This window comes from Roseinatronobacter sp. S2 (genome assembly GCF_029581395.1).
Lineage (GTDB): Bacteria > Pseudomonadota > Alphaproteobacteria > Rhodobacterales > Rhodobacteraceae > Roseinatronobacter.
In genome coordinates this window covers 14,436-40,333 of sequence record NZ_CP121113.1, presented here as the reverse complement: position 1 = coordinate 40,333, position 25,898 = coordinate 14,436, and the positions used below count along the sequence as shown (strand labels likewise).

The 25,898-nt window shown below is 60.6% G+C and carries 22 protein-coding genes; 18 read left to right on the top strand and 4 right to left on the bottom strand.

Features of this window, described 5'->3' with window-relative positions:
• Positions 1–73: 73 nt before the first annotated feature.
• Positions 74–496, bottom strand: a complete 423-nt coding sequence (locus P8S53_RS00175; protein WP_277805148.1) for a tellurite resistance TerB family protein — start codon at positions 494–496, stop codon at positions 74–76.
• A gap of 110 nt (positions 497–606) precedes the next feature.
• On the opposite strand from P8S53_RS00175, the gene P8S53_RS00170 reads away from it, so the two are divergent.
• The 3 genes from P8S53_RS00170 to P8S53_RS00160 all read left to right on the top strand — a co-directional run bounded on the left by P8S53_RS00170 (position 607) and on the right by P8S53_RS00160 (position 5,348).
• Positions 607–2,184, top strand: coding sequence for a lysine--tRNA ligase (locus tag P8S53_RS00170; protein WP_277805147.1), 1,578 nt, complete (start codon positions 607–609; stop codon positions 2,182–2,184).
• Between the two features lie 59 nt (positions 2,185–2,243).
• Positions 2,244–2,645 (top strand): DUF4864 domain-containing protein, encoded by a 402-nt coding sequence (locus tag P8S53_RS00165; RefSeq protein ID WP_277805146.1) that lies wholly within the window; start codon positions 2,244–2,246, stop codon positions 2,643–2,645.
• Positions 2,646–3,059: 414 nt separating this feature from the next.
• A complete protein-coding gene (locus P8S53_RS00160) occupies positions 3,060–5,348 on the top strand; it encodes a glycosyl hydrolase family 28-related protein (protein WP_277805145.1) in 2,289 nt (762 codons plus the stop codon).
• Positions 5,349–5,629: 281 nt separating this feature from the next.
• Here the strand turns inward: P8S53_RS00160 and P8S53_RS00155 are convergent, their stop codons facing one another.
• A complete protein-coding gene (locus P8S53_RS00155; protein ID WP_277805144.1) occupies positions 5,630–6,367 on the bottom strand; it encodes a hypothetical protein in 738 nt (245 codons plus the stop codon).
• 221 nt (positions 6,368–6,588) lie between these two features.
• Here P8S53_RS00155 and ftsW point away from each other — a divergent pair, with 221 nt between their 5' ends.
• From ftsW to P8S53_RS00080, 15 genes are all read left to right on the top strand, one after another.
• Positions 6,589–7,767 carry a putative lipid II flippase FtsW gene (gene ftsW, locus P8S53_RS00150; protein WP_277805143.1) on the top strand — a complete coding sequence of 393 codons (1,179 nt, stop codon included), beginning with the start codon at positions 6,589–6,591 and terminating at the stop codon, positions 7,765–7,767.
• 1 nt (position 7,768) lies between these two features.
• Positions 7,769–8,869, top strand: a complete 1,101-nt coding sequence (locus P8S53_RS00145; RefSeq protein ID WP_277805142.1) for a glycosyltransferase — start codon at positions 7,769–7,771, stop codon at positions 8,867–8,869.
• Positions 8,866–10,278 (top strand): UDP-N-acetylmuramate--L-alanine ligase, encoded by a 1,413-nt coding sequence (murC, locus tag P8S53_RS00140; RefSeq protein WP_277805141.1) that lies wholly within the window; start codon positions 8,866–8,868, stop codon positions 10,276–10,278. The genes P8S53_RS00145 and murC overlap by 4 nt, the downstream gene beginning before the upstream one ends.
• Entirely contained in the window at positions 10,278–10,565 is a 288-nt protein-coding gene (locus tag P8S53_RS00135) for a hypothetical protein (protein WP_277805140.1), read from the top strand. The genes murC and P8S53_RS00135 overlap by 1 nt, the downstream gene beginning before the upstream one ends.
• Before the next feature lie 320 nt (positions 10,566–10,885).
• The gene (locus P8S53_RS00130; protein ID WP_277805139.1) at positions 10,886–11,560 is read left to right on the top strand and encodes a hypothetical protein; all 675 of its coding nucleotides are present in this window, start codon (positions 10,886–10,888) and stop codon (positions 11,558–11,560) included.
• Complete coding sequence (gene bcsA, locus P8S53_RS00125; RefSeq protein WP_277805138.1) at positions 11,557–13,944, top strand: UDP-forming cellulose synthase catalytic subunit; 2,388 nt, start codon at positions 11,557–11,559, stop codon at positions 13,942–13,944. Before P8S53_RS00130 ends, bcsA begins: the two co-directional genes overlap by 4 nt.
• Positions 13,941–16,184 (top strand): cellulose biosynthesis cyclic di-GMP-binding regulatory protein BcsB, encoded by a 2,244-nt coding sequence (locus P8S53_RS00120; RefSeq protein WP_277805137.1) that lies wholly within the window; start codon positions 13,941–13,943, stop codon positions 16,182–16,184. The genes bcsA and P8S53_RS00120 overlap by 4 nt, the downstream gene beginning before the upstream one ends.
• The gene (locus tag P8S53_RS00115; protein WP_277805136.1) at positions 16,181–17,257 is read left to right on the top strand and encodes a glycosyl hydrolase family 8; all 1,077 of its coding nucleotides are present in this window, start codon (positions 16,181–16,183) and stop codon (positions 17,255–17,257) included. The genes P8S53_RS00120 and P8S53_RS00115 overlap by 4 nt, the downstream gene beginning before the upstream one ends.
• Positions 17,242–18,693 (top strand): hypothetical protein, encoded by a 1,452-nt coding sequence (locus P8S53_RS00110; protein WP_277805135.1) that lies wholly within the window; start codon positions 17,242–17,244, stop codon positions 18,691–18,693. Before P8S53_RS00115 ends, P8S53_RS00110 begins: the two co-directional genes overlap by 16 nt.
• A gap of 26 nt (positions 18,694–18,719) precedes the next feature.
• On the top strand, positions 18,720–18,962 hold the full coding sequence (locus tag P8S53_RS00105; RefSeq protein WP_277805134.1) for a hypothetical protein: 243 nt from the start codon (positions 18,720–18,722) through the stop codon (positions 18,960–18,962).
• The gene (locus P8S53_RS00100; RefSeq protein ID WP_277805133.1) at positions 18,959–19,933 is read left to right on the top strand and encodes a sensor domain-containing diguanylate cyclase; all 975 of its coding nucleotides are present in this window, start codon (positions 18,959–18,961) and stop codon (positions 19,931–19,933) included. The genes P8S53_RS00105 and P8S53_RS00100 overlap by 4 nt, the downstream gene beginning before the upstream one ends.
• Positions 19,934–20,281: 348 nt before the next feature.
• Positions 20,282–21,286, top strand: coding sequence for an ABC transporter substrate-binding protein (locus tag P8S53_RS00095; RefSeq protein WP_277805132.1), 1,005 nt, complete (start codon positions 20,282–20,284; stop codon positions 21,284–21,286).
• Between the two features lie 62 nt (positions 21,287–21,348).
• Positions 21,349–22,146: an ABC transporter ATP-binding protein gene (locus P8S53_RS00090; RefSeq protein WP_277805131.1), complete on the top strand. Its 798-nt coding sequence runs from the start codon at positions 21,349–21,351 to the stop codon at positions 22,144–22,146.
• Complete coding sequence (locus tag P8S53_RS00085; protein WP_277805130.1) at positions 22,143–22,910, top strand: ABC transporter permease; 768 nt, start codon at positions 22,143–22,145, stop codon at positions 22,908–22,910. The genes P8S53_RS00090 and P8S53_RS00085 overlap by 4 nt, the downstream gene beginning before the upstream one ends.
• Before the next feature lie 36 nt (positions 22,911–22,946).
• A complete protein-coding gene (locus tag P8S53_RS00080; protein WP_277805129.1) occupies positions 22,947–23,825 on the top strand; it encodes a DMT family transporter in 879 nt (292 codons plus the stop codon).
• Positions 23,826–24,105: 280 nt separating this feature from the next.
• Here the strand turns inward: P8S53_RS00080 and P8S53_RS00075 are convergent, their stop codons facing one another.
• Positions 24,106–24,924 carry a sugar phosphate isomerase/epimerase gene (locus tag P8S53_RS00075; RefSeq protein WP_277805128.1) on the bottom strand — a complete coding sequence of 273 codons (819 nt, stop codon included), beginning with the start codon at positions 24,922–24,924 and terminating at the stop codon, positions 24,106–24,108.
• A 403-nt stretch (positions 24,925–25,327) separates the two neighbouring features.
• Positions 25,328–25,783 (bottom strand): CoxG family protein, encoded by a 456-nt coding sequence (locus P8S53_RS00070; protein ID WP_277805127.1) that lies wholly within the window; start codon positions 25,781–25,783, stop codon positions 25,328–25,330.
• Positions 25,784–25,898: the final 115 nt, after the last annotated feature.

The window sequence follows — 25,898 nt, the reverse complement described above, 5'->3', positions numbered from 1 at the left end:
AAGGGAAGCTAGCGCGGCTGCGACAGTTTGTCAGCCTGTTTCTTTGGGGATGCCAGACAGGGGCCGCGCCGAGTTACAGCCGCATATGGCGCGCCCGTGCGCCGCGTTCGATGGCCGCCGCGTGCAGCCGGTCGATCTGCAATTCGTGGCGGATTTCTTCCAGCAGGCGCAATTCGGCCTGTGACAGCTTGCCATCCGATGCCGCCACATCGCAGGCGATGGTATAGGCGGTCTCATTCAGCTTGTCGGGCAGGTTTTCGCGCACCAGCCCGAACAGGGCATCAAGCCCGTCTTCTTCTTCCAGCAGGTCGAACACGGTCTGGGCAATGGTCTTGATGCGGTCGGCATCATATTCGGCGAAGATGGGCAGGTGATTCACAAGCGCCTGAATCGCCACCAGTTCGGCCGTGCGGATTTCCTGATCTGCTGCCGAGACAGAGATCATAAGCGCGACCAGACAGTCCTGCGGCGACAGCGGATGGGGCAGAGGCGACATGATAACGTCCTTTGGGGGTGTCTGTTTGCGGTGCAGAATATTGACGTGGCGACAAAGGAGCAATAGGGAGAGGGACTGTTATCAAACCCCCACAAGGAAGTGAAGTGTCCATGTCCGCACTGCGTGATGCTGCCCTGACATCCAAAGCCTGGCCCTTTGAGGAGGCCCGCAAACTGGTTGCGCGGATCAAGGGCAAGACACCTGAAAAGGGATATGTGCTGTTTGAAACGGGCTATGGCCCGTCCGGCCTGCCGCATATCGGCACCTTTGGCGAGGTGGCGCGCACGACCATGATCCGCCGCGCATTCGAGTTGATCTGTGACACGCCGACGCGGTTGATCTGCTTCTCGGATGATGTGGATGGCATGCGCAAAGTGCCGGACAATGTGCCCGATCCGGTGGCGTTGCGCGAACATCTGCAACGCCCGCTGACATCGGTGCCCGACCCGTTCGGCAAATATGAAAGCTTCGGCCATCATAACAACGCCATGTTGCGCCGGTTTCTGGATACGTTCGGGTTTGAATACGAATTCATCAGCGCGACCGAATATTACAAATCCGGCAAATTCGACGAGGTGCTGTTGCGTGCCGCCGAACGCTATGGCGACATCATGGCGGTGATGCTGAAAAGCCTGCGCGACGAACGCCAGCAGACCTATTCCATTTTCCTGCCCATCCACCCCGAGACGGGCCGCGTGCTGTATGTTCCGATGAAACATGTGGACGGCAAGAATGGCACCATCACATTCGATGATGAAGACGGGCGTGAATGGACCCTGCCTGTGACTGGTGGGAATGTGAAACTGCAATGGAAGCCCGATTTCGGCGCGCGCTGGGCGGCGCTGGATGTCGATTTCGAAATGTATGGCAAGGATCATTCGACCAACACACCCATCTATGACCGTATTTGCGAAATTCTGGGCGGCAAGAAGCCCGAGCATTTTGTCTATGAGTTGTTTCTGGATGAGAATGGCGAGAAGATCAGCAAATCCAAGGGCAACGGCCTGACGATTGATGAATGGCTGACCTATGCCAGCACGGAATCGCTGTCGTATTACATGTTCCTGAAGCCGCGCACCGCAAAGCGCCTGTCATGGGATGTGATCCCCAAGGCGGTGGATGAATATCACCAGCAGTTGCGCGCCTATCCCGACCAGACGCCGGAACAGCAGGTGGCAAACCCCGTGTGGCACATTCATGGCGGCATGCCGCCCGCGTCGAATATGGTGGTCAGTTTTGCGATGTTGCTGAACCTTGCATCTGTGGCGGGGTCGACGGGCAAAGAGGGGCTTTGGGGCTTTATCCGCCGCTATGCGCCCAATGCGGCCCCCGAAACCCACCCTGATCTTGATCAGGCGGCAGGGTTCGCGCTGGCCTATTTCCGCGATTTCGTGGCGCCTGCGCGGCAGTTCCGTGCGCCAGAACCGCAGGAACGCGCCGCCATGGAAGATATGGCCGCGCGGTTGCGTGCGTGGCAAGGCGGGCTGGACGCCGAGGAATTGCAGACACTGGCTTTTGCTGTTGGCAAGGATCACGGGTTTGAAAACCTGCGCGACTGGTTCAAGGCGCTATACGAGGTGCTTCTGGGCCAGTCGCAGGGGCCGCGTTTCGGCGGGTTTATCGCACTTTATGGCGTGGATGAAACGGTTGCCCTGATTGAGCGCGCATTGGCGGGGGAACTGGCATAAGTGATCTGCATGCCCCCCTTTTGCGTAAGGCATGTATCCTAGCGTGAAAGGGGAACACCATGCGGGCCTTGTTCGCGGCCATGGGTCTTGTGCTGGCGGTCAACACTGCGCAGGCACAAGACAGCGCCGGTATACGCCAGATTATCGAAGACCAGATTGAAGCACTTCAGGCGGATGATTTTGACCGCGCCTTCAGCTATGCCAGCCCCGATATCAAACGCCTGTTCGGGACGCCCGACCGCTTTGGGGCTATGGTGCAGGACGGCTATCCGATGGTCTATCGCCCTGAAGATGTCACCATGCTGGAGCAGTCCCAAACCCCTGCCGGTGTGGTCCAGCGTGTCATGATCCGCGATGCGCAGGGGCGGTTGCATTTTCTGGCCTATCAGATGGTGCCCGCAGGCGATGGCTGGCAGATTGGCGGTGTGCAACTGTTAAGGGCATCTGAAACGGGGGTCTGATGAACGCTTGCGCGGGGGACGCATGGCGTGAATCTGCCCCTCACACATGGATAAAGCCCGCGCCATCAGTGGGCCGGGGTTTGCCGATCCAGCGCCGGAGAAGTTCACTTTATCTAAGCGGCATACTCCCAAGATCATAGGCTTGGACTGCCATCAGAATAATCGGCAGGCCGCGGGACGGCCCACCGATGGCGCGGCGGCCTTCGGCCTTGTCCCGCACCTTGGGCATCTCGCCAACGTCTGCAAAAGGCCAACCACGCCTTACCCCTTCAGGGCAGCGCACGCTGCCCTCAACGTGATTTAACGCACCCTTGATACTGTCTGCCCTGTCCGGATGATCGGTCAGGCAGGCACATATATAGCCCCGCCCTGTCATCCGATTGCAGCAAATCGACTGACAAGAAAGGGTCTTTCATGAACCTGGCCGTTACCAACCCGCAGGCAATCACGCCCCCGCCATTTTCGGCAGGACTGGAGCACTGGTCACAGACCACAGGCCGCCCCGGAACACCCACATATGACACTGCTGCCTTCGCGGCCTTTGTGCCCGCCGACCCCGATTTCGGCGGCGCGCTGGAAGTGCAGAAAATCAGCGCCACAATGCGCCTGCGCTGGACGGGCGAAGTGCCCGTTCTGCCCGGCAGCTACCTGCGCGTGCGTGCGCGCATCAAGGCGGTGGCCGGTGTCATGCCCAATGTGCGCATTGCCGCATGGACAGGCGACAGCAGCGGCACCGAAATTACCGGCCTGACAACCACCGGCCCGCAGATCGCGCTGACCACCTATGGCCAGATTGTGGAAGTGCAGGCCATCATCGGCACCGGTGCGCGCCCGTCTGTCGATATGGTCTGGCCGCTATCGGTTGACATCGCGCATCTGGGGCTGGACCTGACCGGCCCCACCGGCGGCGTGGTGCGCATTGACGACCTGACCATCGAGGACATTACCGCCCTGTATACCCGCGACCTGCTGGGCCTTGTCGATGTGCGCGATTTCGGCGCGCTGGGTGACGGCGTCAGCGATGACCGCGCGGCGTTTCTGGCGGCGATGGGGGCGGCAAACGGGCGCAGCCTGCTGGTGCCTGACGGCGTGTTTGCCATTGGCGATGATCTGACCATCCCCATGCCTGCGGTGTTTCGCGGCACGCTGAGCATGGCAGACACGACCGTGCTGATCTTGCAGCAGAATTTCGACCTGACCGGCTATGAAGCGGCCTTTGGCAGTGCCGAGGCGGGCTTTCGCAAAGGGTTGCAGGCGCTGTTTCACAGTAATGAGCATATGGAATTCAACCTGAAGGGGCGGCGCGTGCCCCTAACCGGCCCTGTCGATGTGTTTGCACTGGCGGGCTATGACGACACATCGCGGCGCAGGGTGCTGGCGGATGGTCAGTTTGATTTCATCAACAACCCTGCATGGGATACGCAAACTGTGACCGCGATTGCCACCTACAGCCCTTCCAGCCCGCTACTGCTTGGCGGTATTGGCAATGTGGCGGCCATTCCGGTGGGCGCGCGCGTCAGTGGCGTGGGCGTGGGGCGTGAAGTCTATGTGCGCGCGCGCAATGTCGCTGCTGGCACGCTGACCCTTAGCCTGCCGTTGCACGGGGGGGCGATGACGCAGGAATTCACCTTTGAGCGCTACCGCTATGGGCTGGATTTTTCGGGCTTTTCCAGCCTGCGCAATGTCGAGTTTCACAATCTGGAATTCATTTGCCGGGGCCGCGCATCGGCGGTCATGCTTGCCGAAGGGGGGCGGGTGTTCCGCTTCAACCAATGCGATTTCAACCGCCCGCGCGACCGTGCCATCACATCCATCGGGGTGGCCTGTCAGGGGTTGATGATCGATAATTGCCAGTTCAGCAGCTCGCAGATGACGCTGAATTCGCAAGATCGCACGGTCATCGCGTTCAATGTCAACAACAACGATGCCAAGATCCGCAGCAACCGCGCGGTTTTATGGGCGCATTTCGGTGTGGTGGCGGGCAGCGGCCATATCATCAGCGGCAACCACTTCTTTCAGGGCGATGGCATGGCTGCGGGCATTCGCCAGGCGGGGCTGGTGCTAAGTGCGGGCAATGTCAAAACAACCGTGACGGGCAATTACATCGACAATTGCTTTATCGAGATGACCAACGAACATGACGCATTCCCCGACCACACCACCGGCTTTTCCTTCGGGGGGTTGACGGTCACGGGCAATATCTTCTTTGCCATCAGCGCGGCGCCCTGGTTTCGCTACATCATATTCAAACCTTACGGGACCGGGCATTTCATTCAGGGGTTGGTGGTGCAGGGCAATGTGTTCCGCCTGTCGGGTAATGCCATTGAACGGGTCGAGGCCGTGGACACCACCTATGCGGGCCTGCAATACAACCGCTTCCGCAATGTGCTGTTTCGCGACAACAGCTATAACGGCGTGAATTTCCCCACAGAAAGCCCGACTGTCATCGTCCATGAACAAAACACCGAAGCCACCAACTGGACGATTGATTCAGGGTCCAAAATGCCGTTCGGGGGCCGTGTGCGCACAGTGACATCAGTGGTTATGGAAGATGCCGCGCGCGATGACAGTGACACAATCCGCCATGATGCGCCCTATGTGCAGGTCAATCAGGGGCCGGACAGCAATCAGGCGCGGCTGCGCTGGCCGGTGGCGACGCGCGGGCGTGTGATTGTGACGATGCGCGTCGACCGCCCGCTATAGCGGTATCAAGTCAGATGGAACCGGAAGGCTGGCTAGTTCTGGCCTGAAGCGGTCATTGCGAATGCCCAAGGCGCGGGGCAAAGGGCGCAGCCCGCCGCGCCATCGGTGGGCCGTCCCGCGGCCTGCCGATTTGGCTGATGACAGTCCAAGCCAATGATCATGGGAGTATGCTGCCTGCATAAAGTGAATTTCACTGGCGTCGGATCGGCAGACCCCGGCCCACCGCTTGCGCGGGCTTTGTCCAAGGACGAATGCCCGCAAAAGGCCAGAAACACCCGCAATCACGGGGCGCTGCGCGCTGCGTGTAACTGCCGTTCGATGCGGCGCACGATGCGGCGATTTTCGGCGTGGAACTGGCCTGAATCCAGATCAAAATACGGCCATCCATTGGCGGCGCATTGGGCCTTTATATCCTTGCTGCGGCCAATGATCATTCGCGCCATGCGGCGCAGTTCCGCATCCGATTTCCTGCCGGATGTCCAGCAATCGTGGGTCTTGCGAAACGCGATCATGTGGCGTGCCTTGCGTGCCGGCGTGTCATGTGAATAGCCGATGGCCACGCAGACCATGCCGCGCCGCACAGCCCATTGCGGCAGGGTCACGCCATGGTCCAGAAACACAGTGCCATCCAGCACCAACCCTGTCGGATGCGCCAGAAGCAGGCGTTTGTAGATGTATTTTATCACCCGCAGCTTGGTGGCCTCGTCGCTGGTAATATAGGTCGCATGGCGTAGCCTGTCGCTGGGGATATGATACATGCCGTTACGCCGCGCCAGCCTGCGTGCCACCAGCGTCTTGCCGCAGCGCATGGTCCCCGTGACAATCAAGGACGGCACAGGCGCGGGCGCATAGGTGGCAATATCTGCAAACAGCATTTCCAGATAGGCATCAATCGCGGCTTTGGTTGTGACCGGCCCGCCATGCGGCAGGGGAACATTTGACAGCGTGTCGCCGTTCTCGCGGGGGGGCGGTGGAAAAAATTGCGACCAAATCGCCTGAATTCGCTGTTTAAACTGCATCTGTGACGGCCCCTGTCCTTGGGTCTTTTTGCGCATCCTGTGGCGCAGGATCAAGCCCTTGATTTGCGGCGTGTCATCGCGGCCACGCCGCTGTGACCGGGCACATGTGTCTTTATGCTGGATTGAAACGCGTGTTCGGGTTAGAGTCTGCAACAGACCCGAAAAAACGGGCGCAAGCAGGCAATATACAGGCAATATAGCGGTTCTATCGAGGCAGTCGCATGACAGAAATGGTCTATGGCACCGCGCCCATGCGCGTGGTGGACCCTATCCTTCCACGCTGGTGGCGCACGATTGACAAAATGACCCTGACAGGGGTGTTGTTGTTGATGGCGGTGGGTTTGCTTTTGGGGCTTGCGGCATCGCCCCCGCTGGCCACGCGCAACGGTTTGCCGCCGTTTTTCTATGTTCAGCGGCAGGTGTTTTTCGGCGTTCTGGGGCTGGTGGCGATGCTGGGCATGTCGATGTGCTCGCCCGAACGCATTCGCCGTTTCGCCGTTCTGGGGTTTTTCGCCAGTTTGCTGGCGCTGATGCTGCTGCCGTTTTTCGGCACCGATTTCGGCAAGGGGGCCACGCGCTGGTTCAGCCTTGGGTTCGGGTCGTTCCAGCCGTCAGAGTTTCTGAAACCCATGCTGGCGGTGTTTGCCGCATGGCTTATGGCCTCTTCGCAGGATCTGAACGGCCCGCCGGGGCGCGCGCTGTCCTTCGGGTTCACGCTGCTTGTTGTGTGCCTGCTGGCTATTCAGCCCGATTTCGGACAGGCCGCGCTGGTCGCGGCGGGCTGGATGATCATGTATTTCGTGGCCGGTGCGCCCATGGCGCTGCTGGTGGGGTTTGCGGGGCTGGTGGTTGTGGGCGGCTGGGCGGCCTATAATTCATCCGAACATTTTGCCCGCCGCATTGACGGGTTCCTGACCCCCGATATCGACCCGCGCACCCAGATCGGCTATGCGCAAAACGCCATTTCCGAGGGGGGCTTTTTCGGGGCCGGTGTGGGCGAAGGGCGCGTGAAATGGTCCCTGCCAGATGCGCATACCGATTTTATCATTGCCGTGGCCGCCGAAGAATACGGCCTGATTCTGGTGCTGTTCATCATTGGCCTGTATGCCATGATCCTGCTGCGGTCACTGTTCCGGCTGATGCGGGAACGCGATATTTTCATCCGTCTGGCGGGAACCGGCATTGTGGCGGTGTTTTCCGTTCAGGCCATGATCAACATGGGCGTTGCCGTGCGCTTGCTGCCGTCGAAAGGCATGACTTTGCCGTTCGTGTCCTATGGGGGCTCGTCCCTGCTTGCGACAGGCATGGCAATTGGTATGCTGCTGGCATTCACACGCACCAGACCACAAGGCGAGATTGGCGAGATCCTGTCGCGTCGTGGTTTGGGTTCAGGGGGCTGATATGGCCAAGGCACCGCTTGTTTTGATTGCTGCCGGGGGGACGGGCGGACATATGTTCCCCGCCCAGGCCCTGGCAGAAGCGCTTCTGGCGCGGGGCTGGCGGGTGAAGCTGTCCACCGATGCGCGCGGCGCGCGCTATGCAGGCGGGTTTCCTGACGCAGTGAAAATTGACACGGTCAATGCGGCCACCTTCGCGCGGGGCGGGCTTGCGGCCAAGGCCCTTGTGCCGGTGCGTCTGGGGCTGGGGATATTGCGGGCCATGGCGGGCATGGTGCTGGACCGTCCGCGCGTGGTCGTGGGGTTTGGCGGCTATCCGTCCGTGCCCGCGCTGGGGGCAGCGGTGGTGCTGCGTATCCCGCGCATGATCCATGAACAAAACGGCGTGCTGGGGCAGGTGAACGCATTTTTTGCCAAGCGCGTCAACGCACTGGCCTGCGGGACATGGCCCATTCAGGGGGCCGACGGGGTCGAGGGGGTGTTTACCGGCAACCCAGTGCGCGCGGCGGTGCATGAACGCGCAGGCGCAGGCTATATTGCCCCCGGCGACTACCCGATGGACCTGCTGGTGATCGGCGGAAGCCAGGGCGCGCGCGTTCTGTCGGATGTGGTGCCTGCGGCGATTGCGGCGCTGCCCGATGCACTGAAGCGAAACCTGACCGTGGCCCATCAGGCCCGCGAAGAAGACATAGCGCGCGTGATCGCGGCCTATGAAGACGGTGCCATCAGCGCGGAAATTGCGCCCTTTTTCGGGGATATTCCGCGCCGCCTGTCGGAATGCCAGCTTGTCATCAGCCGCGCGGGCGCATCGTCGGTTGCGGATATCTCGGTCATTGGGCGCCCGTCTGTTCTGGTGCCCTATGCGGCGGCAACCGGAAACCATCAGGCCGCGAATGCAAAGATGCTGTCGCGGGTTGATGCGGCGGTGGTCTTTCCCGAATCGCAATTCACGGCACCTGCGTTGACCGAAACGCTGATGTCCATCCTGACCAATCCCAAAGCGGCGGATGCCATGGCGCGTGCCGCGCTGTCTGCGGGGCGCCCCGATGCGACCGAGCATCTGGTGTCACTGGTCGAAGCCCTTGCCCGAAAGGAAAAGCCATGAGTCCGGCTACAAAACTGCCTACCGATATTGGCCCTATCCATTTTATCGGCATTGGCGGCATTGGCATGTCGGGCATTGCAGAAGTGCTGATGACGCATGGCTACCGTGTGCAGGGGTCGGATTTGAAGGCCACGGCCATCACCGACCGGCTGGCGGAACTGGGCGCGGAAATCTTCATCGGCCAGCGCGCCGGGAATATCGACACGGCCGAGGTGGTTGTTGTGTCCACGGCGATCAAGCCCGACAATCCCGAACTGACTGCCGCGCGCCGCGCGGGCCTGCCGGTGGTGCGGCGCGCCGAAATGCTGGCGGAACTGATGCGCCTGCGATCAAATATTGCGGTGGCGGGCACACATGGCAAGACCACCACCACTACAATGGTTGCAACCCTGCTGGACCGTGGCGGGCTGGACCCCACGGTTATCAATGGCGGTGTGATCCATGCCTACGGGTCCAACGCGCGCGCGGGCGCGGGCGAATGGATGGTGGTTGAAGCGGACGAATCCGACGGATCGTTCAACCGGCTGCCTGCAACCATAGCGATTGTGACAAATATCGACCCCGAACATATGGAGCATTGGGGCAGTTTTGATGCCCTGCGCAAAGGGTTTAACGACTTCGTCAGCGGTATTCCGTTCTACGGGCTGGCGATCTGTTGCACCGATCATGCCGAAGTGCAGGCGCTGGTGGCCAGGATCACCGACCGGCGGGTTGTGACATTCGGTTTCAACGCGCAGGCCGATATCCGCGCGATCAACCTGCATTACGACAAGGGGATCGCGAAGTTCGACATTGCGTATCAGGATGAGGGCCGCGTGATTGAAGGGTGCAGCCTGCCCATGCCCGGCGATCATAATGTGTCCAACGCGCTGGCCGCAGTGGCCGCGGCACGGCATCTGGGCATGAATGGCGCGGAAATCCGCGCGGCGCTGGCCGGTTTTGCGGGCGTGAACCGCCGCTTTACCCGTGTGGGCGAAGCCGGTGGCGTGACCATCATTGACGATTACGGCCACCACCCGGTCGAGATTGCCGCTGTGCTGCGCGCCGCCCGTCAGGCGCTGGGCGGGCAGGGGCGCGTCATTGCTGTGCACCAGCCGCACCGTTATTCGCGCCTGTCGAGCCTGTTCGAGGATTTCTGCACCTGTTTCAATGAAGCCGATGTCGTGGGGATTGCGCCGGTCTATGCTGCGGGCGAAGACCCGATTGCGGGGGCCAGCCGTGATGACCTGCTGGACGGGCTGGCCGCGCATGGCCACCGCGCGGCCTTTGCGGTGAGCACCGAGGATGATCTGGAAGCGCTGGTGCGCGAACATGCAGGCCCCGGCGATATGGTTGTCTGCCTTGGGGCGGGCACAATTTCGGGCTGGGCGCATGCGCTGTTGCCGCGGTTGCAGACGAAAGCCGCCTGATGGGACCACAGACGCTGATTTATGTGTTCATGGTGGCGGCTGGCTGTGCCGGTTTGGCGCTGGGATTTTTGTTGCTGCGCAATGGCTGGCGCAGGGCTTTTGGCGCAGTGGTTCTGGGCCATGCTTTGGCGGCGGGCGGGATGTATATGTCGCTGCGCAGCGGGACCGGCGCGTCAGGCGGGGTGATGATGGCCATATTCCTGACGGTTTTTGTGCTGCCCGCAACCCTGGGGTTGGTGCTGGGGGGTGCATTGGGATGGCTGCGCGGGGGGCGCGATTTGTCCTGAGGGTGGTTTGGGGGCGGCTGCCCCCAAACCACCTGCCTGAAGGGGGGCACGCCCCCCTTCAGAAACCCCTGTGGATATTTTGACCAGAATGAAAGCACACCGCCTTGGTGAAACCTGCAATGTGGCGGGGTGCAGATGTCTGGGCGCTTTGGTCATGGAGTCCCATAGTATGCGGCGGGTTGCAAATCCTGACAGGGGGTTTGCAGTATTGTCACGACATGTGAAGAAACACATTATTTTATTCAAACTGAACGCTTATTCGCTTATAGGTTGTGGGATGCGGCGTGTGAATCGTGGGTCACACATAAGAATGTGCAGGTTTGAATTTGAAACGACGCAACCCCAACTGGGCAGCCCATTGCCCGCCCGCTCTGATCCTTGCAGGCGTTGTGGCGGGCTTGGCCGGATGCATGACGTTGCCCAAGCCGCCGCATGAGTTGCAAGCCGAGATAGCGCGGGCTGAATGGGCGATTGTGCCTGCGGCAAATGCCTGGGTTCATGTGCCCGAGGCGCGGCTGGTCATGGAGCGCCGCGCGGGTGGGCTGGTCGAGCAGCGTATTGCCCTGCCGAATGCCACAGTCTTGCAGGGCGACAATTTTATCTTTTTGCGCGCAATCACGTCCGGATCCCCCGGTGTAATCAGGCTGGAGCGCGTGCTGGAGCAGGCCGGTGGCCTGCCCTATCCGTTTTCGCAAGATGACTTGTCGGCCATGCGCGGGCGCACCGACAGTGCGGGTGCGCTGAGCTGGGCGGAATGGAGCGACGGGGCGGGCACCAGCTGTGTTCTGGCGCTGCGCCGTCTGGGGGTCGGCGCGCGCGTGTTGCCCGGACAGGCCAGTGCGATTGATATGGTGTTGCGCAATTGCGTGCGGGGCGAGGCGGATGCGGCCCTTGCCCCTGCGGCCCCTGACGCGGTTGCCTTTTCCGCGCGGGCCCGCCCGTCTGGCGATGTATCTCAGCGCAATTTGTCCCCGCTTGCGGCGCCAGCACCATGACGGCCCGCGGGGGGAGCACACGTCCGGCGCGGGCCTGGCTGCTTGGTCTTTTGTGGATCATATTGCTGGTGCCGATTGTGGTGCTGGCTGCGACGCCCACATCCACACAGGTTCAGGCGCTGCTGGGGGTGGTGACTGTCGGGATTGTCGTGGTGCTGAAACCTTTTGCCCGCCGCCGGATTGTCGCGCGGCTGGCGTTGCTGGCCATCGCAAGCCTGTTGATCCTGCGCTACTGGATCTGGCGGCTGACGGAAACCCTGCCGTCGCCGGATGCGCCGGTGTCCCTTGCGGTGGCATTGCTGCTGTTTGCGATTGAAACCTATGCCATCGGGGTGTTTTTCCTGACGGCCTTTATCAATTCCGACCCCATCGACCACCCTTTGCCCAAGCGCGTGCGGGCCAGAGATTTGCCACGGGTGGATGTGTTGGTTCCGTCCTATAACGAGCCGCCAGAGATGCTGAGTGTAACCTTGTCGGCGGCCAAGCAGATATTCTATCCGGCCGAGAAGTTGCGCGTTGTGCTGTGTGATGACGGGGGCACAGACCAGCGCTGCGCCCATAGCGATCCGGCCATCGCGACAGCCGCGCGCGCGCGGCGCGCGGAATTGCAGAAAATGTGCGCTGATCTGGATGTCATATACAGCACCCGCGCGCGCAATGAGCATGCCAAAGCGGGCAATATGAGCGCGGCGATGGAACGGCTGGATGGGGATCTGGTGGTGGTGTTTGACGCCGACCATGTGCCAAGCCGCGATTTCCTTGCGCGCACTGTCGGCTATTTCGTGCAGAACCCGCGCCTGTTTTTGGTGCAGACGCCGCATTTTTTCATCAATCAGGACCCGATTCAGCGAAACCTGGGATTCGCGCGGGACTGCCCTGCGGAAAACGAGATGTTCTATACCGATATACACCGTGGGCTGGATCGTTGGCAGGGGGCATTCTTTTGCGGGTCTGCGGCGGTGTTGCGCCGTGCGGCACTGGACGAGGTGGGCGGGTTTTCCGGCGAGACGATCACGGAAGATGCCGAAACGGCGCTGGATATTCACGCGCGCGGCTGGGAAAGCATGTATGTCAACCGCGCCATGATTGCGGGCCTGCAACCGGAAACATTTTCGACCTTCATCCAGCAGCGCGGGCGTTGGGCCACGGGCATGACCCAGATGTTGTTGTTGAAAAACCCCCTGTTCCGGCGCGGGCTGAAGCCGCAGCAACGCCTTTGCTATATCAATTCTATGAGTTTCTGGCTGTTCCCGCTGGTGCGCATCGGGTTTTTGATCATCCCGTTGTTTTATCTGTTTTTCGGGCTGGAAATTTTTGTGGCGACGGGGCCGGAAGTGCTGGCCTATATGGTCAGTTATCTGCTGGTCAGTTTTCTGGTTCAGAATGCGTTGTTTTGCAGGGTGCGATGGCCCTTGATTTCCGAAGTGTATGAAGTGGCGCAGGCCCCCTATCTGGGGATGCAGATCGTAAAAACTATTCTGCGGCCGCGTGCGGCGACATTTGCGGTGACCGCCAAGGATGAAACGCTGGACAGCGATGCGATTTCGCCAATCTACAAACCCCTTCTGGCGCTGTTTGCCTTGCTGGCGCTGGGGTTGGCGGTTGCCGTGTTTCGCTGGTTTGCCTTTCCCGGTGACCGGACCACGATCGAGGTTGTGGGGGGATGGGCCGTGTTCAATTTCCTGCTGACGGGGCTGGCGCTGCGGGCGGTGGCGGAAAAACGGCAGCGCCGCACCGTTCCCCGCGTAGAGGTTTCGACCCCTGCGCAGATACGCGTCGTGCAGCAGGACGCGACAGAATCGCGCGCGCTGGATGTCATGATAACCGATGCATCTACGGGGGGCGCGCGTGTGGACATTCCCATACCGGCGCATGACAGCCCCGAGCACGAAATCTGCACAGCATTGGAAAAGGGCACGCGGCTGGTTTTGCACCCGTCATTTCCAGAGGCCCCGCATCTGGAGCATGATCTGGTGACGCAAGTGCAGTCGATGACGCGCACATCTTCAGGGATCGTGGTTGGCTTGCGGTTTGTTCCCGACCAACCCATCCAGACGCGGGCTTGCGTGGCCTATCTGATATTTGCCGATAGCGAGAACTGGCGGCGCATGCGCGATGATGACACGCGCCCCAAGGGGCTTTTTGCGGGGCTGGTTTATGTGTTCTGGCTTGCGTTGACATCCATGCCGCGAACCTTGCGCGATTTCATGAACGAGCCGGGGCGCCGACGGCGTATGAAACAAGGGAGCGCGGAAGCTACGGGTGCGGTTCACCTGCTGGCCTTTGGCGAGGATTTTGACCCGACGCCGCCATCCGGTCATCGCCCGCGCAGGGCCGACGGGCTGGATTTCATTATGGCGGATGATGAGGGGGGCAAGGCATGACCCCCCTTCGCACCTTGGCAGTCTGCGTATCGGTGGTGGTGTTGTCTGTCATGATGGCGGCCTTGCCTGCGGCGGCGCAACTGATCCAGCTTGACCCCGGTGTTATGGATACAGCACCGACAGACACGCCGCATCTGCCGCTGCCGCAGGTGCCACCCGCGCAATCGATTGCCGAGCAAGCCGCGCGCGGGCGCGATAGCACGGCTGTGGCAGATGCCGGTGCGGCGGACATTGCGGATGATGTGCTGGTGCCATTGCGATCAATCCGGCCACATATTGTGGAGGGCGAGGCCACGCGCCTGACGGGAGAGGCGTCTGCCGAAAGTTTCATTCTGTTCCTGCCCGAAACCCCTGGCGCGACCGAGCTGCGCATTGCCCATCGCACCGGCATTGACGCCCTGCCAGAGCGGTCCAGCCTGCGCATTCTTGTCAATGATGTGGATATCGGGGAAATCCGGCCCGAGAATTTCAGCGAATTCGGTCAGGATGTGCTTGCTGTGCCGGACGGGCTGTTGCGCGCGGGGCGCAACAGTGTCGAAGTGCGGGCGCTGCAAACGCATCGTGTGGCCTGCGGACCGGACGCGTCCTTCGCCTTATGGACCGAGATTGACGCCGCAAACAGCGGCATTGTTGTGTCTGCCGACAGTTTCGGCGTGGGGCCGGTGGGTTTTCTGGCGGCGATTGCCGCGCAGGCGGGGCGCGGGCAGCCAATCACGGTGCGGCGCCCCGACCCTGATGCGTCGTTGCTGGATGCAGCCCCGTTTATGGGGCAGGTGGCGGCGGCGCTGGGCGGAACACCCCCCGAAATTGTAAGTGCGCCCTTTTGGGGGATGGCACCTGACACGCCCGAACTGGCCCGAATAACCGCACTGCCCGCGGGTGCGGGGCTGGAGCAGCCCCGCATCATGCGCGGGGGCGACGGGGCAATGGTGCTGCTGGTCGAGCGGGATTCGGATTACGCATCGATCAGTTCTTCGTTGATGGAGGCGTTCCAGCCAGCATTTTCAACGCGCCTGCCTGTCCTGACACCGGGACAGGAACAGACATTGTCGGATCTGGGCAGTTCGCGGCTGACCGGACAGGGGCGCTATATTCTGATGTCGGTCGATTTTGCGTTGCCGTGGAACTGGGTGCTGCTGGCTTCCCAAAAGGCGCGACTGGTTCTGGATTACCGCTTCGCCCAGAACCTGCCGGATGGTGCGTTGTTGCTGGTCAAGGTGAACGGAACGCCTGTTCGCATGTTGCCCCTTGACCGCGATGGTGGCCATAACATGCCCAGCCTGCCGGTTGCATTCGGTGCCAACCTGCTGCACCCCGGTGCCAACCGCCTTGAATTCGAGGCATTGATTCCCGGCGATCCGCCAGATGCCGCCTGCCCGCCGATGGACGGGCCGGTTGTGGAAATTTCCGAAGGCAGCCGCCTGTTTGTCCCCGCATCGCCGTCGATGACATTGCCGTCAATCGACATGTCACTGGCGCTGATGGCCCCCGAAAATATTGTCACCACGGATCACGCAGCCGCGCAACTGTCCCCCGGTGTTGTGCCGCAGATCGCCGCAGCCCTGATGCTGCCCCAGGGTGGTGATGGTCCGCGCAGCCCGTATGTGCAGCTGACTGTGGCCAGTTTTGCCGACCTGCCTGACCTGTATGCTGCCTTGGGGGGCGATGTGATGCGCGGCCTGCAAGATGCACTTAGCAGGGATATCATCCGCCCTGCGGCAGATCCGGCCCCCGCCACCGCGTGGGATATGGTCGAGCGCCCGACCAGCCTGTTCAACCTGCCAAGCCTCGGCGGAGTGGCCGACTGGCCCAACCGCTTGCGCTTGAGTGCCAGATCGCTGGTTTTCGGGCGCACCCCATCCTTGATTGACTGGTTGCACGGGCAAGAGGCGGACGCCGCGCTGCTGCAACCTGATACGGGACAGCCGGGGGACATCTGGCTGGTGTTCGCCCCGCATGCAACGCCGTCCATGATTGTCCGTTCACTGGTGGCAAGCCGCGACGGGCCATCCGGGCAGGTGGCCCTTTACACAAGTGCCGGGGGGTGGCGGAACTGGACTGACCCGTCACGCCCGCTGATCGTGCAAGAGGGGGTCAGCTGGAACACCCTGCGCCCGATCCTGGGCAATTACGCAACCTTGCAGCCCTTGGTCTTTCTTGGGGTGGTGATTTTTCTGGCGCTGCTCTCGGCAGGGATTGCGCTGTTTTTCCTGAAGCTGACAAGAAAGCCTGACCAATGAAGCGACGTGCATTCCTGAACACCGCTGCTGCCGCGTCCCTGTGCCAGTTTGGTTGGCCCGCCGCATATGCGCAGACATTGTCAGATGACGGCACGCAGCCATTATGGCCCCTTTGGCTGGCATGGCGCGACAGGCATCTGGATTTCAGTGGCCGTGTGATTGATGAACCCCAGCGCAGTGCCAGCCATTCCGAGGGGCAGGGCTATGGCATGGTTCTGGCGGCCAAGATGGGTGATGGCGATGCCTTCCGGCGTATGGCCGAATGGTCCGATTCCAATCTGGCGATCCGGTCAGATAATTTGCTGGCGTGGCGGTGGTTGCCAGATACGCCCGAACGTGTGCCCGACCTGAACAATGCCAGCGATGGCGATCTGTTCTATGCCTGGGCGTTGTTGCTGGGTGCGGAAAAATTCGGGACAGCCGCATGGCGCGAACGCGCCCGCGGCATTGCCGCCGATCTGGTGGACAAATGTGTGGCCATGCGCCCTGACCGGCCTGACACCCCTGTTCTTTTGCCTGCGGAATACGGGTTCCAAAGCGCGGGCAGCGTTATATTCAACCCGTCCTACATCATGCCCGTGGCGCTGCGCGATCTGGCGATTGCCAGCGGGCAGGCGCAACTGGAACAGGTTGCGCAGTCAGGGCTTGCCTTGATGGATCAGATTGCCGCGCAAGGGCTGGTGCCCGACTGGCTGGAACTGACAGCTGACGGTCCCCGCCCCGCAGACGGGTTTTCCGCGAATACCGGATATGAAGCCATCCGCATACCGCTGTACCTGATCTGGTCAGGGAATGCGTCGCACCGCGCGGTGCTGGGCGCGGCGGCGGCCATGGCGCAGGCCCCGCAGGGACAAGCCGCCACAATCCTTGACAGCATCAGCGGGGCAATCCTTGAGACCAGCCGCGATGCCGGATTTCGCGCCATTGCAGCACTTGCAGATTGCGCGGCCCAGGGCGGCAAGGGCGCGGCCATTCCGCCTTTCGCCGCCGACCAACCCTATTACCCTGCCACGCTGCACATGTTCGTGCTGCTGGCGCAAATCAAGGTTTTGTCGTCATGTCGTCCCATCTGACCACCTTTGGCCGGGTTGTTGTGCTGGCCTGTGCCTGCGCATTCGGCACCATTGCGCCAGTGGCGGCGCAAAGCCCGTCCAGCAGTGATTTGCAGGCGTTGCGGTTCTATCTGGATCAGGGCAATGATCCCGCCATCAGTGCCGAACTGCGCCGCCTGCAAAGCCAGTTCCCTGACTGGACACCCCCGTCTGATGTGTCGCAGCTGCTGGATGGGGACGGGCCTGCCAGCATTGACCAGATATACAGACTGATCGAAGCGGATGATTTCGCGGCCGCCCGCGCCCTGATTGACGAAACCGACCGGGAATACCCCGACTGGGCACCCCCGTCAGACCTGCTGGATCTGTTGACGCTGTCCGAAGGTCAGGCCGAATTTTCGGCGGCGGTGGCTGCTGGGCAGATGAATGCGGCCATTGGCATAGTGCGCGGAATCCCTGCCTTGCTGTCGTGCGAACGGGTCAATAACGCGTGGGAACTTGCGGACATTCATCTGTCGCAAGGCAATACGGTGCAGGCGCTGGGCATTTACCGTTCGGTCATCGGGGCGTGCCCGGACCGTTCCATTCTGGTCGCCACACTGGAAAAGGCAGATGCTGTTGCTAATCTGGATGAACTGGCGGCGCTTTCTGATCTTGCGCAGGATCAGCATGACGAAATGGCAGGACTGGTGCGCCAGACCGAAGACCGCTTGCGCGCAGGACGACAGGCGCCCGCGCGCGGGCGCAATAGTGATCAGGTTATCGAACTGGAAGACGGGCCAGACGGGCAAACCGCGCAACAGGCCCCGCCCGCCCGCCCGTCCACGCCTGCCGAAGCACCACCCGCCACACCACCCGCACCGACGGCTGCGGCCCCGTCGGCCCCTGCACAACCGTCCACTGCCCCTGCCGCCAGTCAAAGCGCCGTGGAACGTGCCGCGCAGCGCGGGGCATGGGCGGAATGTCTGGCGCTGTCTGCCAATACCAGCAATGTGACGGTCATGTTCCAGCGCGGTTGGTGCGCCTATAATGCCGAACGCACGATGGAGGCGATATCGGCATTTCAGTTCGTGGCGCAGCGCAGCAGTTCTTCAACGGTGCGCCGCGATGCCGCCTATGGCTGGATGTTGTCATTGCTGAAGCTGAACATGACCGAACAGGCCGCACAACTGGCCGCCAGCGCCGATCTGACCCGCGAGCAACGCATTGAGGTGGAAAGCCAGATTCTGGACCAGCGCGGCGTGCGCGCCTATGAAAACCGCGATTATGCCCGCGCCATTGCCTTCTTCGAGGCCCATGAAAACCTGACTGGATATGTGCGCCGTGATCTGGGGTTGCTGCGCGGTTATGCGTTGCTCAATCAGGGGCGACAGGCGCAAGCGCGTGAGATCTTCATGACCCTGCACCGCCAGCTTTCCACGCGCGAGACACGCAATGCCCTGCGCGCATTGGAGTGAGACACCACTGACAGAAAGGTCATAAGATGAGCACAGACCGTCACGATACGACAGCGCAGCTTGAAGGATTCGTTTCCAGATGGGAAGCGGAACTGCCTGCGGAAATTGTGCCGGTTGTGCATGAACATTACCAAAACCTTGTGCAACTGACAAAGGCCTTGAAATCGACAGGCCGTTCCCAAGACCAGATCAGGCGTGATGTTCATGTCCTGATTTGCAGTTACGAGGCCAAAATTCTTGAAGCGATCCGTCTGGAGGACATGCGATGACATTCACCGCGAAGCTGAAAGCAGATGATGAACATGGCCGTCTGGCGGCCCTGAAACGGTATCAGATTCTGGACACCGCCCCCGAAGTGGAATTCGAAGATATTATTTCACTGGTCAAAACCGTGTTGAACGCCCCGATTGCGGCGATTTCATTGATCGACAGTGACAGGCAGTGGTTCAAGGCGATTTCCGGTGTCGATGTGACAGAAACACCGCGATCCATTGCCTTTTGTGACCATACCATCCGCGATGACAGGCCCTTGAAAGTTGCGGATGCGACACGCGATTCAAGATTTTCAGGTAATCCGATGGTCACAGGTGCGCCGGGGGTGCGGTATTATCTTGGTGTGCCCTTGCGTTCGCCGGATGGATACAACATCGGGTCGTTATGTATTCTGGGCCATACCCCACGCGATTTTTCTGAGGGAGAGATCAAGGTGCTGCAAAGCTTCGCAAGCCTGATTGTTTCCCAGATGGAGCTGCGGCTGGTATCGCGCCACGACACGCTGACAGGAACATTGACGCGCAGCGCTTTTGATGCGCGGCTGAGATCAGAATTTGAAGCGCGCGACAAGACACCTAAAGCCCTGCTTTTGCTGGATATAGATCATTTTAAATCCATAAATGACACATTCGGCCATGCGACAGGTGACACGGCCCTTCGCGCCGTTGGCGCGATCTTGAAGAAAAACCTGCGCGAGAGTGACCTGATCGGGCGTTATGGCGGCGAGGAATTCCTTGTCCTGTTGCGCAATGTGACACCGGATGTCGCGCTTGCGCAAAGCGAGCGATTGCGCCGCAGCGTGTCGCAACTGAAGCTTCCCGAACTTGGGGGGCGGCGGCTGACCATCAGCATCGGGCTGGCGTCCTATACCGAGTCCGTCACCAGCATCGAGGATTGGCTTCGGCGTGCGGATAAATCGCTGTATGATGCCAAGCATGCGGGGCGCAATCAGGTGGTTGCCGCATAGGCCGCATTAACGCAATTTCAGAAAAAGGTGATAGAATTTTTCGGTTCGAAATTGCGACAAAACAGAAGCTTAATGCGTTTGCGGCGATTCACCGAAAAGCCGGAGCGCATTAAAAACTGCACGCAGATGCCCCGCATCCTGCTGGTCCGGCATGCCCCGGCGCGGCAGGTGGCGTATTGCGGTGCGGTCAAAAATTCCTGATGTGATCAAATTTCTTGCATCCATGTTGCGAATGCCCAACAATGCGGCATTGCGGTGCCAAGAATGCCTGGTGCCCACGTCTGCGCAATGACAGCGTGCCAAACACAACTTACGCAAAATGACGTAAGATCAACAGGAGGGTTCTTGATGTTCCACCGCACTTTGACCGCTGCAATCGGCTTTGGTGCCCTTGCAGTGTCTGCGCATGCGCAGACAAATATGCCATTCGCACTGGACTGGCGGTTCGAGGGGCCATCTGCCCCCTATTTCGTGGCCATCGACAAGGGCTATTTCGCCGATGCTGGCCTTGAAGTGGAAGTGACCGCAGGGCAGGGCAGCCTTGATGCCATTCCCAAAGTGGCGACCGGCGCATTCCCCGTAGGGTTTGCCGATATCAACAGCCTGATCAAATTCCTTGACCAAAACCCTGATGCGCCTGTGATCGGCGCGATGATGGTTTACGACAAGCCACCATTCGCCATTGTGGGCCGCAAGTCGCTGGGCATTGAAACTCCGTCCGATCTGGAAGGGCGCATTCTGGGCGCACCGCCCCCCGATGGCGCATTCGCGCAATGGCCGATTTTTGTGGCCGAAACCGGCATTGACGAAAGCACTGTCACCATTGAACCAGTGGGCTTTCCAACGCGCGAGCCGTCACTGGCCGAAGGCACTGTTGACGCGGTGACCGGCTTTTCCTTCACATCGTTCCTGAGCACTGCACGGTTGGGCGTTCCCGAAGATGACCTGACCGTCATACTTATGGCGGATCACGGCGTTGATCTGTATGGCAATGTCATCATCGTCAACACCGATTTCGCGGCCGAGAACCCCGATGCGGTGTCCGGCTTCCTTGAAGCGGTTGCCAAAGGCTGGGTGGACACGATTGCAGACCCGGCGGCCGCGATTGAATCGCTGGTCAGCCGAAACCCCGCAATGGACGGCGAATTGGAATTGCGCCGTCTGGAACTGGCGCTGGCCGATACGGTTGTGACCGATTGGGTGCTGGAAAATGGTATGGGCATTATTGATGCCGACCGTTTTGCCAACTCGCTGGAGCAGATCAAGCTGACCTATGAGTATCAGACAGAACCCGATGCATCGGTCTATTTCACTGATGCCTTCCTGCCCGAAGGCGGGTTCAAGCTGGACTGATACAAGTGCAACTGCCAGCGCGGCCCGCGGTCCGCGCTGGTGACCACAGCTTCGGGGGCAGGATGCAGAATCTTATCGAAATCAAAGGCGTAAAGCATGCCTATCAGACCGATTCAGGGCCGTTGCCGGTGCTGGACGGGCTGGAAATTGCGGTTCCTGAAGGTGGGTTCGTGGCTGTTGTCGGGCCGTCGGGTTGTGGCAAATCCACGCTGACGCGGTTGATTGCAGGTCTGATGAAACCGGACGAGGGCGAAGTCTGGCTGCATGGCGAACGGGTCAAGGGGCCGCGTTCGACTGTGGGGATGGCGTTTCAGAACCCGGTACTGCTGGAATGGCGCACGATCTTGAAAAATGTTCTGCTGCCGCTGGAAATTGTGCCGACAAAACTGTCGAAAAAACAAGCTGAAGACCGCGCGCGTTTCCTGCTGTCGCTGGTCGGGCTGGAAGGGTTCGAGGACAAGCGTCCGTCGGAATTGTCGGGCGGTATGCGCCAGCGCGCCAGCCTGTGCCGCGCGCTGATCCATCAGCCCGATGTGCTTATTCTGGATGAACCCTTTGGCGCACTGGATGCGTTTACCCGCGAAGATTTGTGGCAGACCATGCACCGCGTCAAGGAACGCGAACCGTTTACGGGTGTGCTGATCACCCATGACCTGCGCGAGTCGATCTTTTTGTCCGATCAGGTTGTCGTGCTGTCGGGCCGTCCTGCGCGCACGCAATATGTGCTGGATGTGCCATCCGACGGGCCGCGCACGCTGGATGATCTTTATACCCCAGTCGCGGCTGAACAGTTGAACATTCTGCGCCACCAGATCCAGATTGCCCAAGGGCGCAGCACCGCCGAGGAGGGCGCGGCATGAACAAGCATATTCGCGCCTTTGTTGTGCCGGTTATTGCCGTGGTGGTGTTCCTGCTGTTCTGGGAATGGCTGGTGTGGTTCAACGGCTGGCCGCGCTTCAAGATGGCGGCGCCGTCGGACCTGCCGCCCGCGTTTGAACGCCACTGGCCGCTATTCCTGTCGATGGGCTGGCAGACGCTGTGGCGCACTGTGGTCGGGCTGTTTCTGGCGGTGGTGTTCGGCACGCTGCTGGGCATGATCATGGGGTTTTCACGCACCATGCGCGATGCGCTTTATCCGCTGCTGGTGGGGTTCAATGCCATCCCCAAAGCCACAGTGGTGCCGATTGTCGCGCTGATGTTCGTGGGCCAGCATGATTTCAACACCGTGCTTCTGGCGTTCATGATTTCGTTCTTTCCGATTGCCGTGTCGGTCAGCATTGGGCTGTCCACGCTGGAGCCGGAATACCGCGACATCCTGCGCAGCCTTGGCGCATCGCAGGCGACGATTTTCTGGAAAATCGCGCTGCCCAAGACCTTGCCGGAATTTTTTGGCGCATTGAAAGTGGCCGTGACGCTGGCATTCATCGGCACCAACCTGATGGAAATTGTCAGCCCGCACGGGCGGGGACTGGGCGCGTTGTTCGATTCAGGGCGCACCAATTCCGACTTTCCGTTGATGTTTGCCGTGCTGATCGCCTTGGCGTTTCTGGGGATTGTCCTGTATTACATCGTTGTCGCGCTGGAAAAGATTTTCGCAGGCTGGGCTGAACGCGCGCCCGGGTAGCTTGACACCGCTGCGCCCTTCCCCCTTGATACGGGAATGAATGATCACCTGAAAGGGTTGCTGATCACGGGCCTTGGGGTCCTGTTCATTGTGCCCGATTCCCTGTTCGTGCGGCTGATCGATGCGGATGGCGTGACTATCGCGTTCTGGCGAAACCTGACATCGGGCATTTTCATCATGCTGTTCGTGCTGGCCACGCAAGGCGGCAGCGCTGTTGCCAGTGTTTTGCGCAGTGGCGGCGCGGGGCTGACCTATGTGGTGTTTTTCGGCACATCGGCCACGGGGTTTGTGCTGGCGGTCACGCTGACCAGTGTGGCCAATGTGGTGTTCATCATTGCCACGATGCCGGTTTTCGCAGCTATACTGAGCCGTGTTTTTCTGGGTGAATTCATAAGCCGCCGCATGATGTGGACGATGGGCGGCGTGTTCGTCGGCATGGCCATCATTCTGGCAGGGTCGCAGAAAACGGCGGGTGCGCATTGGCATGGCGACCTGATGGCGGTGGGCGTGGCATTCTGTTTTGCCGCCGCCATGACCGCCTTGCGCAAGTTGCGGGGCAGCCCGACATTGCCCTTATTGCCGGTGGCGCTGATCGGGTCTGCACTGGTTCTGGCGCCCTTTGCCGATATTATGGGTCCGGTGTCGGGGCAATGGTGGCTGCTGCTGGGGCATGGCGCGTTCATCACATTCGCCAGTTCGCTGATGACATTGGGGCCGCGCTACATCACCTCGGCCGAAGTGACGTTGCTGATTTTGCTGGAATCCATCCTTGCGCCGGTTCTGGTCTGGTATCTGCTGGGCGAAGATCCGGGGCAATTGACACTGGTGGGCGGTGCTGTCGTGATTGCGGTGCTGCTTATGTCCAATCTGGTGGTGATGTGGCAGTTGCGGCGCAACCGGATGCTTGTGCGATAGGGGCAGTGATTGCGGGGGCGGCAGGTTTTCTGGCTCGAAGGTGACGCCCCAAGGCGCGGAATCAAGGGCGCAGCCCGCCGCGCCATCGGCGGGCCGTCCCGCGGCCTGCCGATTGCCCACGGGCATGCCAAGCCTTTGATCAAAGGAATATGCCGCTTGGATAAAGTGCTTCCACTATAACGCCGGACCGGCAGACCTCGGCCCACCGCTGGCGCGGGCTTTGTCGATGGAACCTACGTCCCCTTAAGGCCAGAAAACCCGCGCGCTGACCTCGCCGCCCCTATTGCTGCGCGACGAGCCCTTCCAGAAACGCCGCTGTCTGGGGGAAGCGGTGCTGGTTGTTGCGCACTTCCAACAGCAGATGCGGGCGGGCAGGGTGGTTGGCCAGCAGGTTCATCACGGGCCGCCAGTTGATGCGCCCGTCGCCCGGATGCCAGTGCCGGTCGGCATGGCCATCGACATCCTGCAAATGGATATGCGCCAGATCCGCGCCTGCCTGATGCAGAAAATCAACGACAGGCGGCGCGCTGTAATTGGCATGCGCCAGATCGGCATGGCCGGTATCCACGGACAGTTTCAGGTTGGGGTGGTTGATCCGCGCCACCAGATCCCCGCGATCGGCGGGGGCCGTGTCGTCGATGTTTTCCAGCACTACGGTGACGCCCGCATCTGCGGCGCGTGTCAGCACGGGCGCAAGGCAATCTGTCACCGCGTCAAACAGCTTGCCGCGCAAAAGGCGGTAATTCGTGTAATTCAGACTGTGCCAGAAGGTGAAGGGCGAATGCACCACCATCCACTTTGCCCCCAGCGCCTGCGCGATATCCAGACCCTTGTTCAGGCGGGTTTGAATGATGGCGCGTATGTCGGCATCGGGGTTGGACAGGTCCAGCCCGAAAAATGGCCCGTGAATGCCGCGCGGCCCGTTATGGCCCTGAAGGGCTGCGCGCCACTGCTCGACCAGCGCGCCGGTGTCGCCGGCAATAATGTCGGGACCGACGAAGTCCTGAATTTCGATGGGGCGGTCCTTGTCGAAAAGCCAGTCGCGCAGAATATCCATGTTGTCGATCAGCATCGCTGCGCCAATTGTGGGAACCGTCACGCCGTGTCCTTTCATTTGATGGCCATGTGCGGGACTGCCGCGCATGGGTCACCTTTCAAGCCGCCCGAGACCCGACATGTAAAGCGCGGCTTGCGCAGATCACATATCAGAGACCTTATGTGCAAGCTGCCGGGGGTCTGGGTCAGGCATCGGCACGACATGGTTGCGTAACGGCTAGCGTAAACAGGCCGCAATGGAAACCTGTTTCCGGCCAGCTTGTGTGACGCTGCAACATTTCGCGCTGTTGGGTGGCTTGGATGAAACACGACCTGTGCGCGCGCTCGGGCTTGATGCCAGAACGCGATTCCGGTGGTTCGGGCGCGGGCTTCGTCCAAGATCACATGCCCCGCCGTGGGCAAGGAACACCCGTAATCACGGTGCTTCAGCCCGATGGGATCATGCGTTAGCTGTTTTCACGAACCTGCACCGCTTCCGAGAAATTGCTGAAGAATTTGGCCGCCAGTTTCTTGGCCGTGCCCTGAATAAGGCGGCTGCCAAGCTGCGCCAGCTTGCCGCCGATTTCGGCGCGCGCCTGATAGCGCAGCAGGGTCTGGCCGTCTGGTTGTTCTTCCAACTCCACGGTTGCGCCGCCCTTGGCAAACCCTGCGGCCCCGCCGGACCCTTCGCCTGTCAGCGAAAAGCGCCGTGGCGGGTCTTCGGGGTTCAAGGTGACATTGCCGCTGAAACGCGCCTTGACCGGCCCGATTTTCAGCGTGACCTTGGCTTCCAGTTCGGTGTCGGAATGTTTGATCAACTCTTCGCAGCCCGGAATGCTGTCTTGCAGAATTTCAGGGTCGTTCAGCGCGGCATAGACGGTTTCAATCGGTGCGGGGATCAGGATTTCGTCTTGCAGGTCCATTGGGTGCCTCTTTCTTTTCTTGGGGTGTTCAGCAACAGGGAAACTTGATCTTCGCCAGAAGCTCTGCCTGCTCGGGGGTCAGTCGTGGCCAGAAGCGCAAAAAGGCGCGGCGCAA

Coding starts and splice junctions, on each gene's coding strand:
- P8S53_RS00090 (WP_277805131.1), top strand. CDS start 21,349: ATGCAGAATCTTATCGAAATCAAAGGCGTAAAGCATGCCTATCAGACC.
- P8S53_RS00085 (WP_277805130.1), top strand. CDS start 22,143: ATGAACAAGCATATTCGCGCCTTTGTTGTGCCGGTTATTGCCGTGGTG.
- P8S53_RS00135 (WP_277805140.1), top strand. CDS start 10,278: ATGGGACCACAGACGCTGATTTATGTGTTCATGGTGGCGGCTGGCTGT.
- P8S53_RS00160 (WP_277805145.1), top strand. CDS start 3,060: ATGAACCTGGCCGTTACCAACCCGCAGGCAATCACGCCCCCGCCATTT.
- P8S53_RS00115 (WP_277805136.1), top strand. CDS start 16,181: ATGAAGCGACGTGCATTCCTGAACACCGCTGCTGCCGCGTCCCTGTGC.
- P8S53_RS00145 (WP_277805142.1), top strand. CDS start 7,769: ATGGCCAAGGCACCGCTTGTTTTGATTGCTGCCGGGGGGACGGGCGGA.
- P8S53_RS00105 (WP_277805134.1), top strand. CDS start 18,720: ATGAGCACAGACCGTCACGATACGACAGCGCAGCTTGAAGGATTCGTT.
- P8S53_RS00175 (WP_277805148.1), bottom strand. CDS start 496: ATGTCGCCTCTGCCCCATCCGCTGTCGCCGCAGGACTGTCTGGTCGCG.
- P8S53_RS00120 (WP_277805137.1), top strand. CDS start 13,941: ATGACCCCCCTTCGCACCTTGGCAGTCTGCGTATCGGTGGTGGTGTTG.
- ftsW (WP_277805143.1), top strand. CDS start 6,589: ATGACAGAAATGGTCTATGGCACCGCGCCCATGCGCGTGGTGGACCCT.
- P8S53_RS00100 (WP_277805133.1), top strand. CDS start 18,959: ATGACATTCACCGCGAAGCTGAAAGCAGATGATGAACATGGCCGTCTG.
- bcsA (WP_277805138.1), top strand. CDS start 11,557: ATGACGGCCCGCGGGGGGAGCACACGTCCGGCGCGGGCCTGGCTGCTT.
- P8S53_RS00170 (WP_277805147.1), top strand. CDS start 607: ATGTCCGCACTGCGTGATGCTGCCCTGACATCCAAAGCCTGGCCCTTT.
- P8S53_RS00110 (WP_277805135.1), top strand. CDS start 17,242: ATGTCGTCCCATCTGACCACCTTTGGCCGGGTTGTTGTGCTGGCCTGT.
- P8S53_RS00095 (WP_277805132.1), top strand. CDS start 20,282: ATGTTCCACCGCACTTTGACCGCTGCAATCGGCTTTGGTGCCCTTGCA.
- murC (WP_277805141.1), top strand. CDS start 8,866: ATGAGTCCGGCTACAAAACTGCCTACCGATATTGGCCCTATCCATTTT.
- P8S53_RS00070 (WP_277805127.1), bottom strand. CDS start 25,783: ATGGACCTGCAAGACGAAATCCTGATCCCCGCACCGATTGAAACCGTC.
- P8S53_RS00080 (WP_277805129.1), top strand. CDS start 22,947: ATGAATGATCACCTGAAAGGGTTGCTGATCACGGGCCTTGGGGTCCTG.
- P8S53_RS00155 (WP_277805144.1), bottom strand. CDS start 6,367: ATGCAGTTTAAACAGCGAATTCAGGCGATTTGGTCGCAATTTTTTCCA.
- P8S53_RS00165 (WP_277805146.1), top strand. CDS start 2,244: ATGCGGGCCTTGTTCGCGGCCATGGGTCTTGTGCTGGCGGTCAACACT.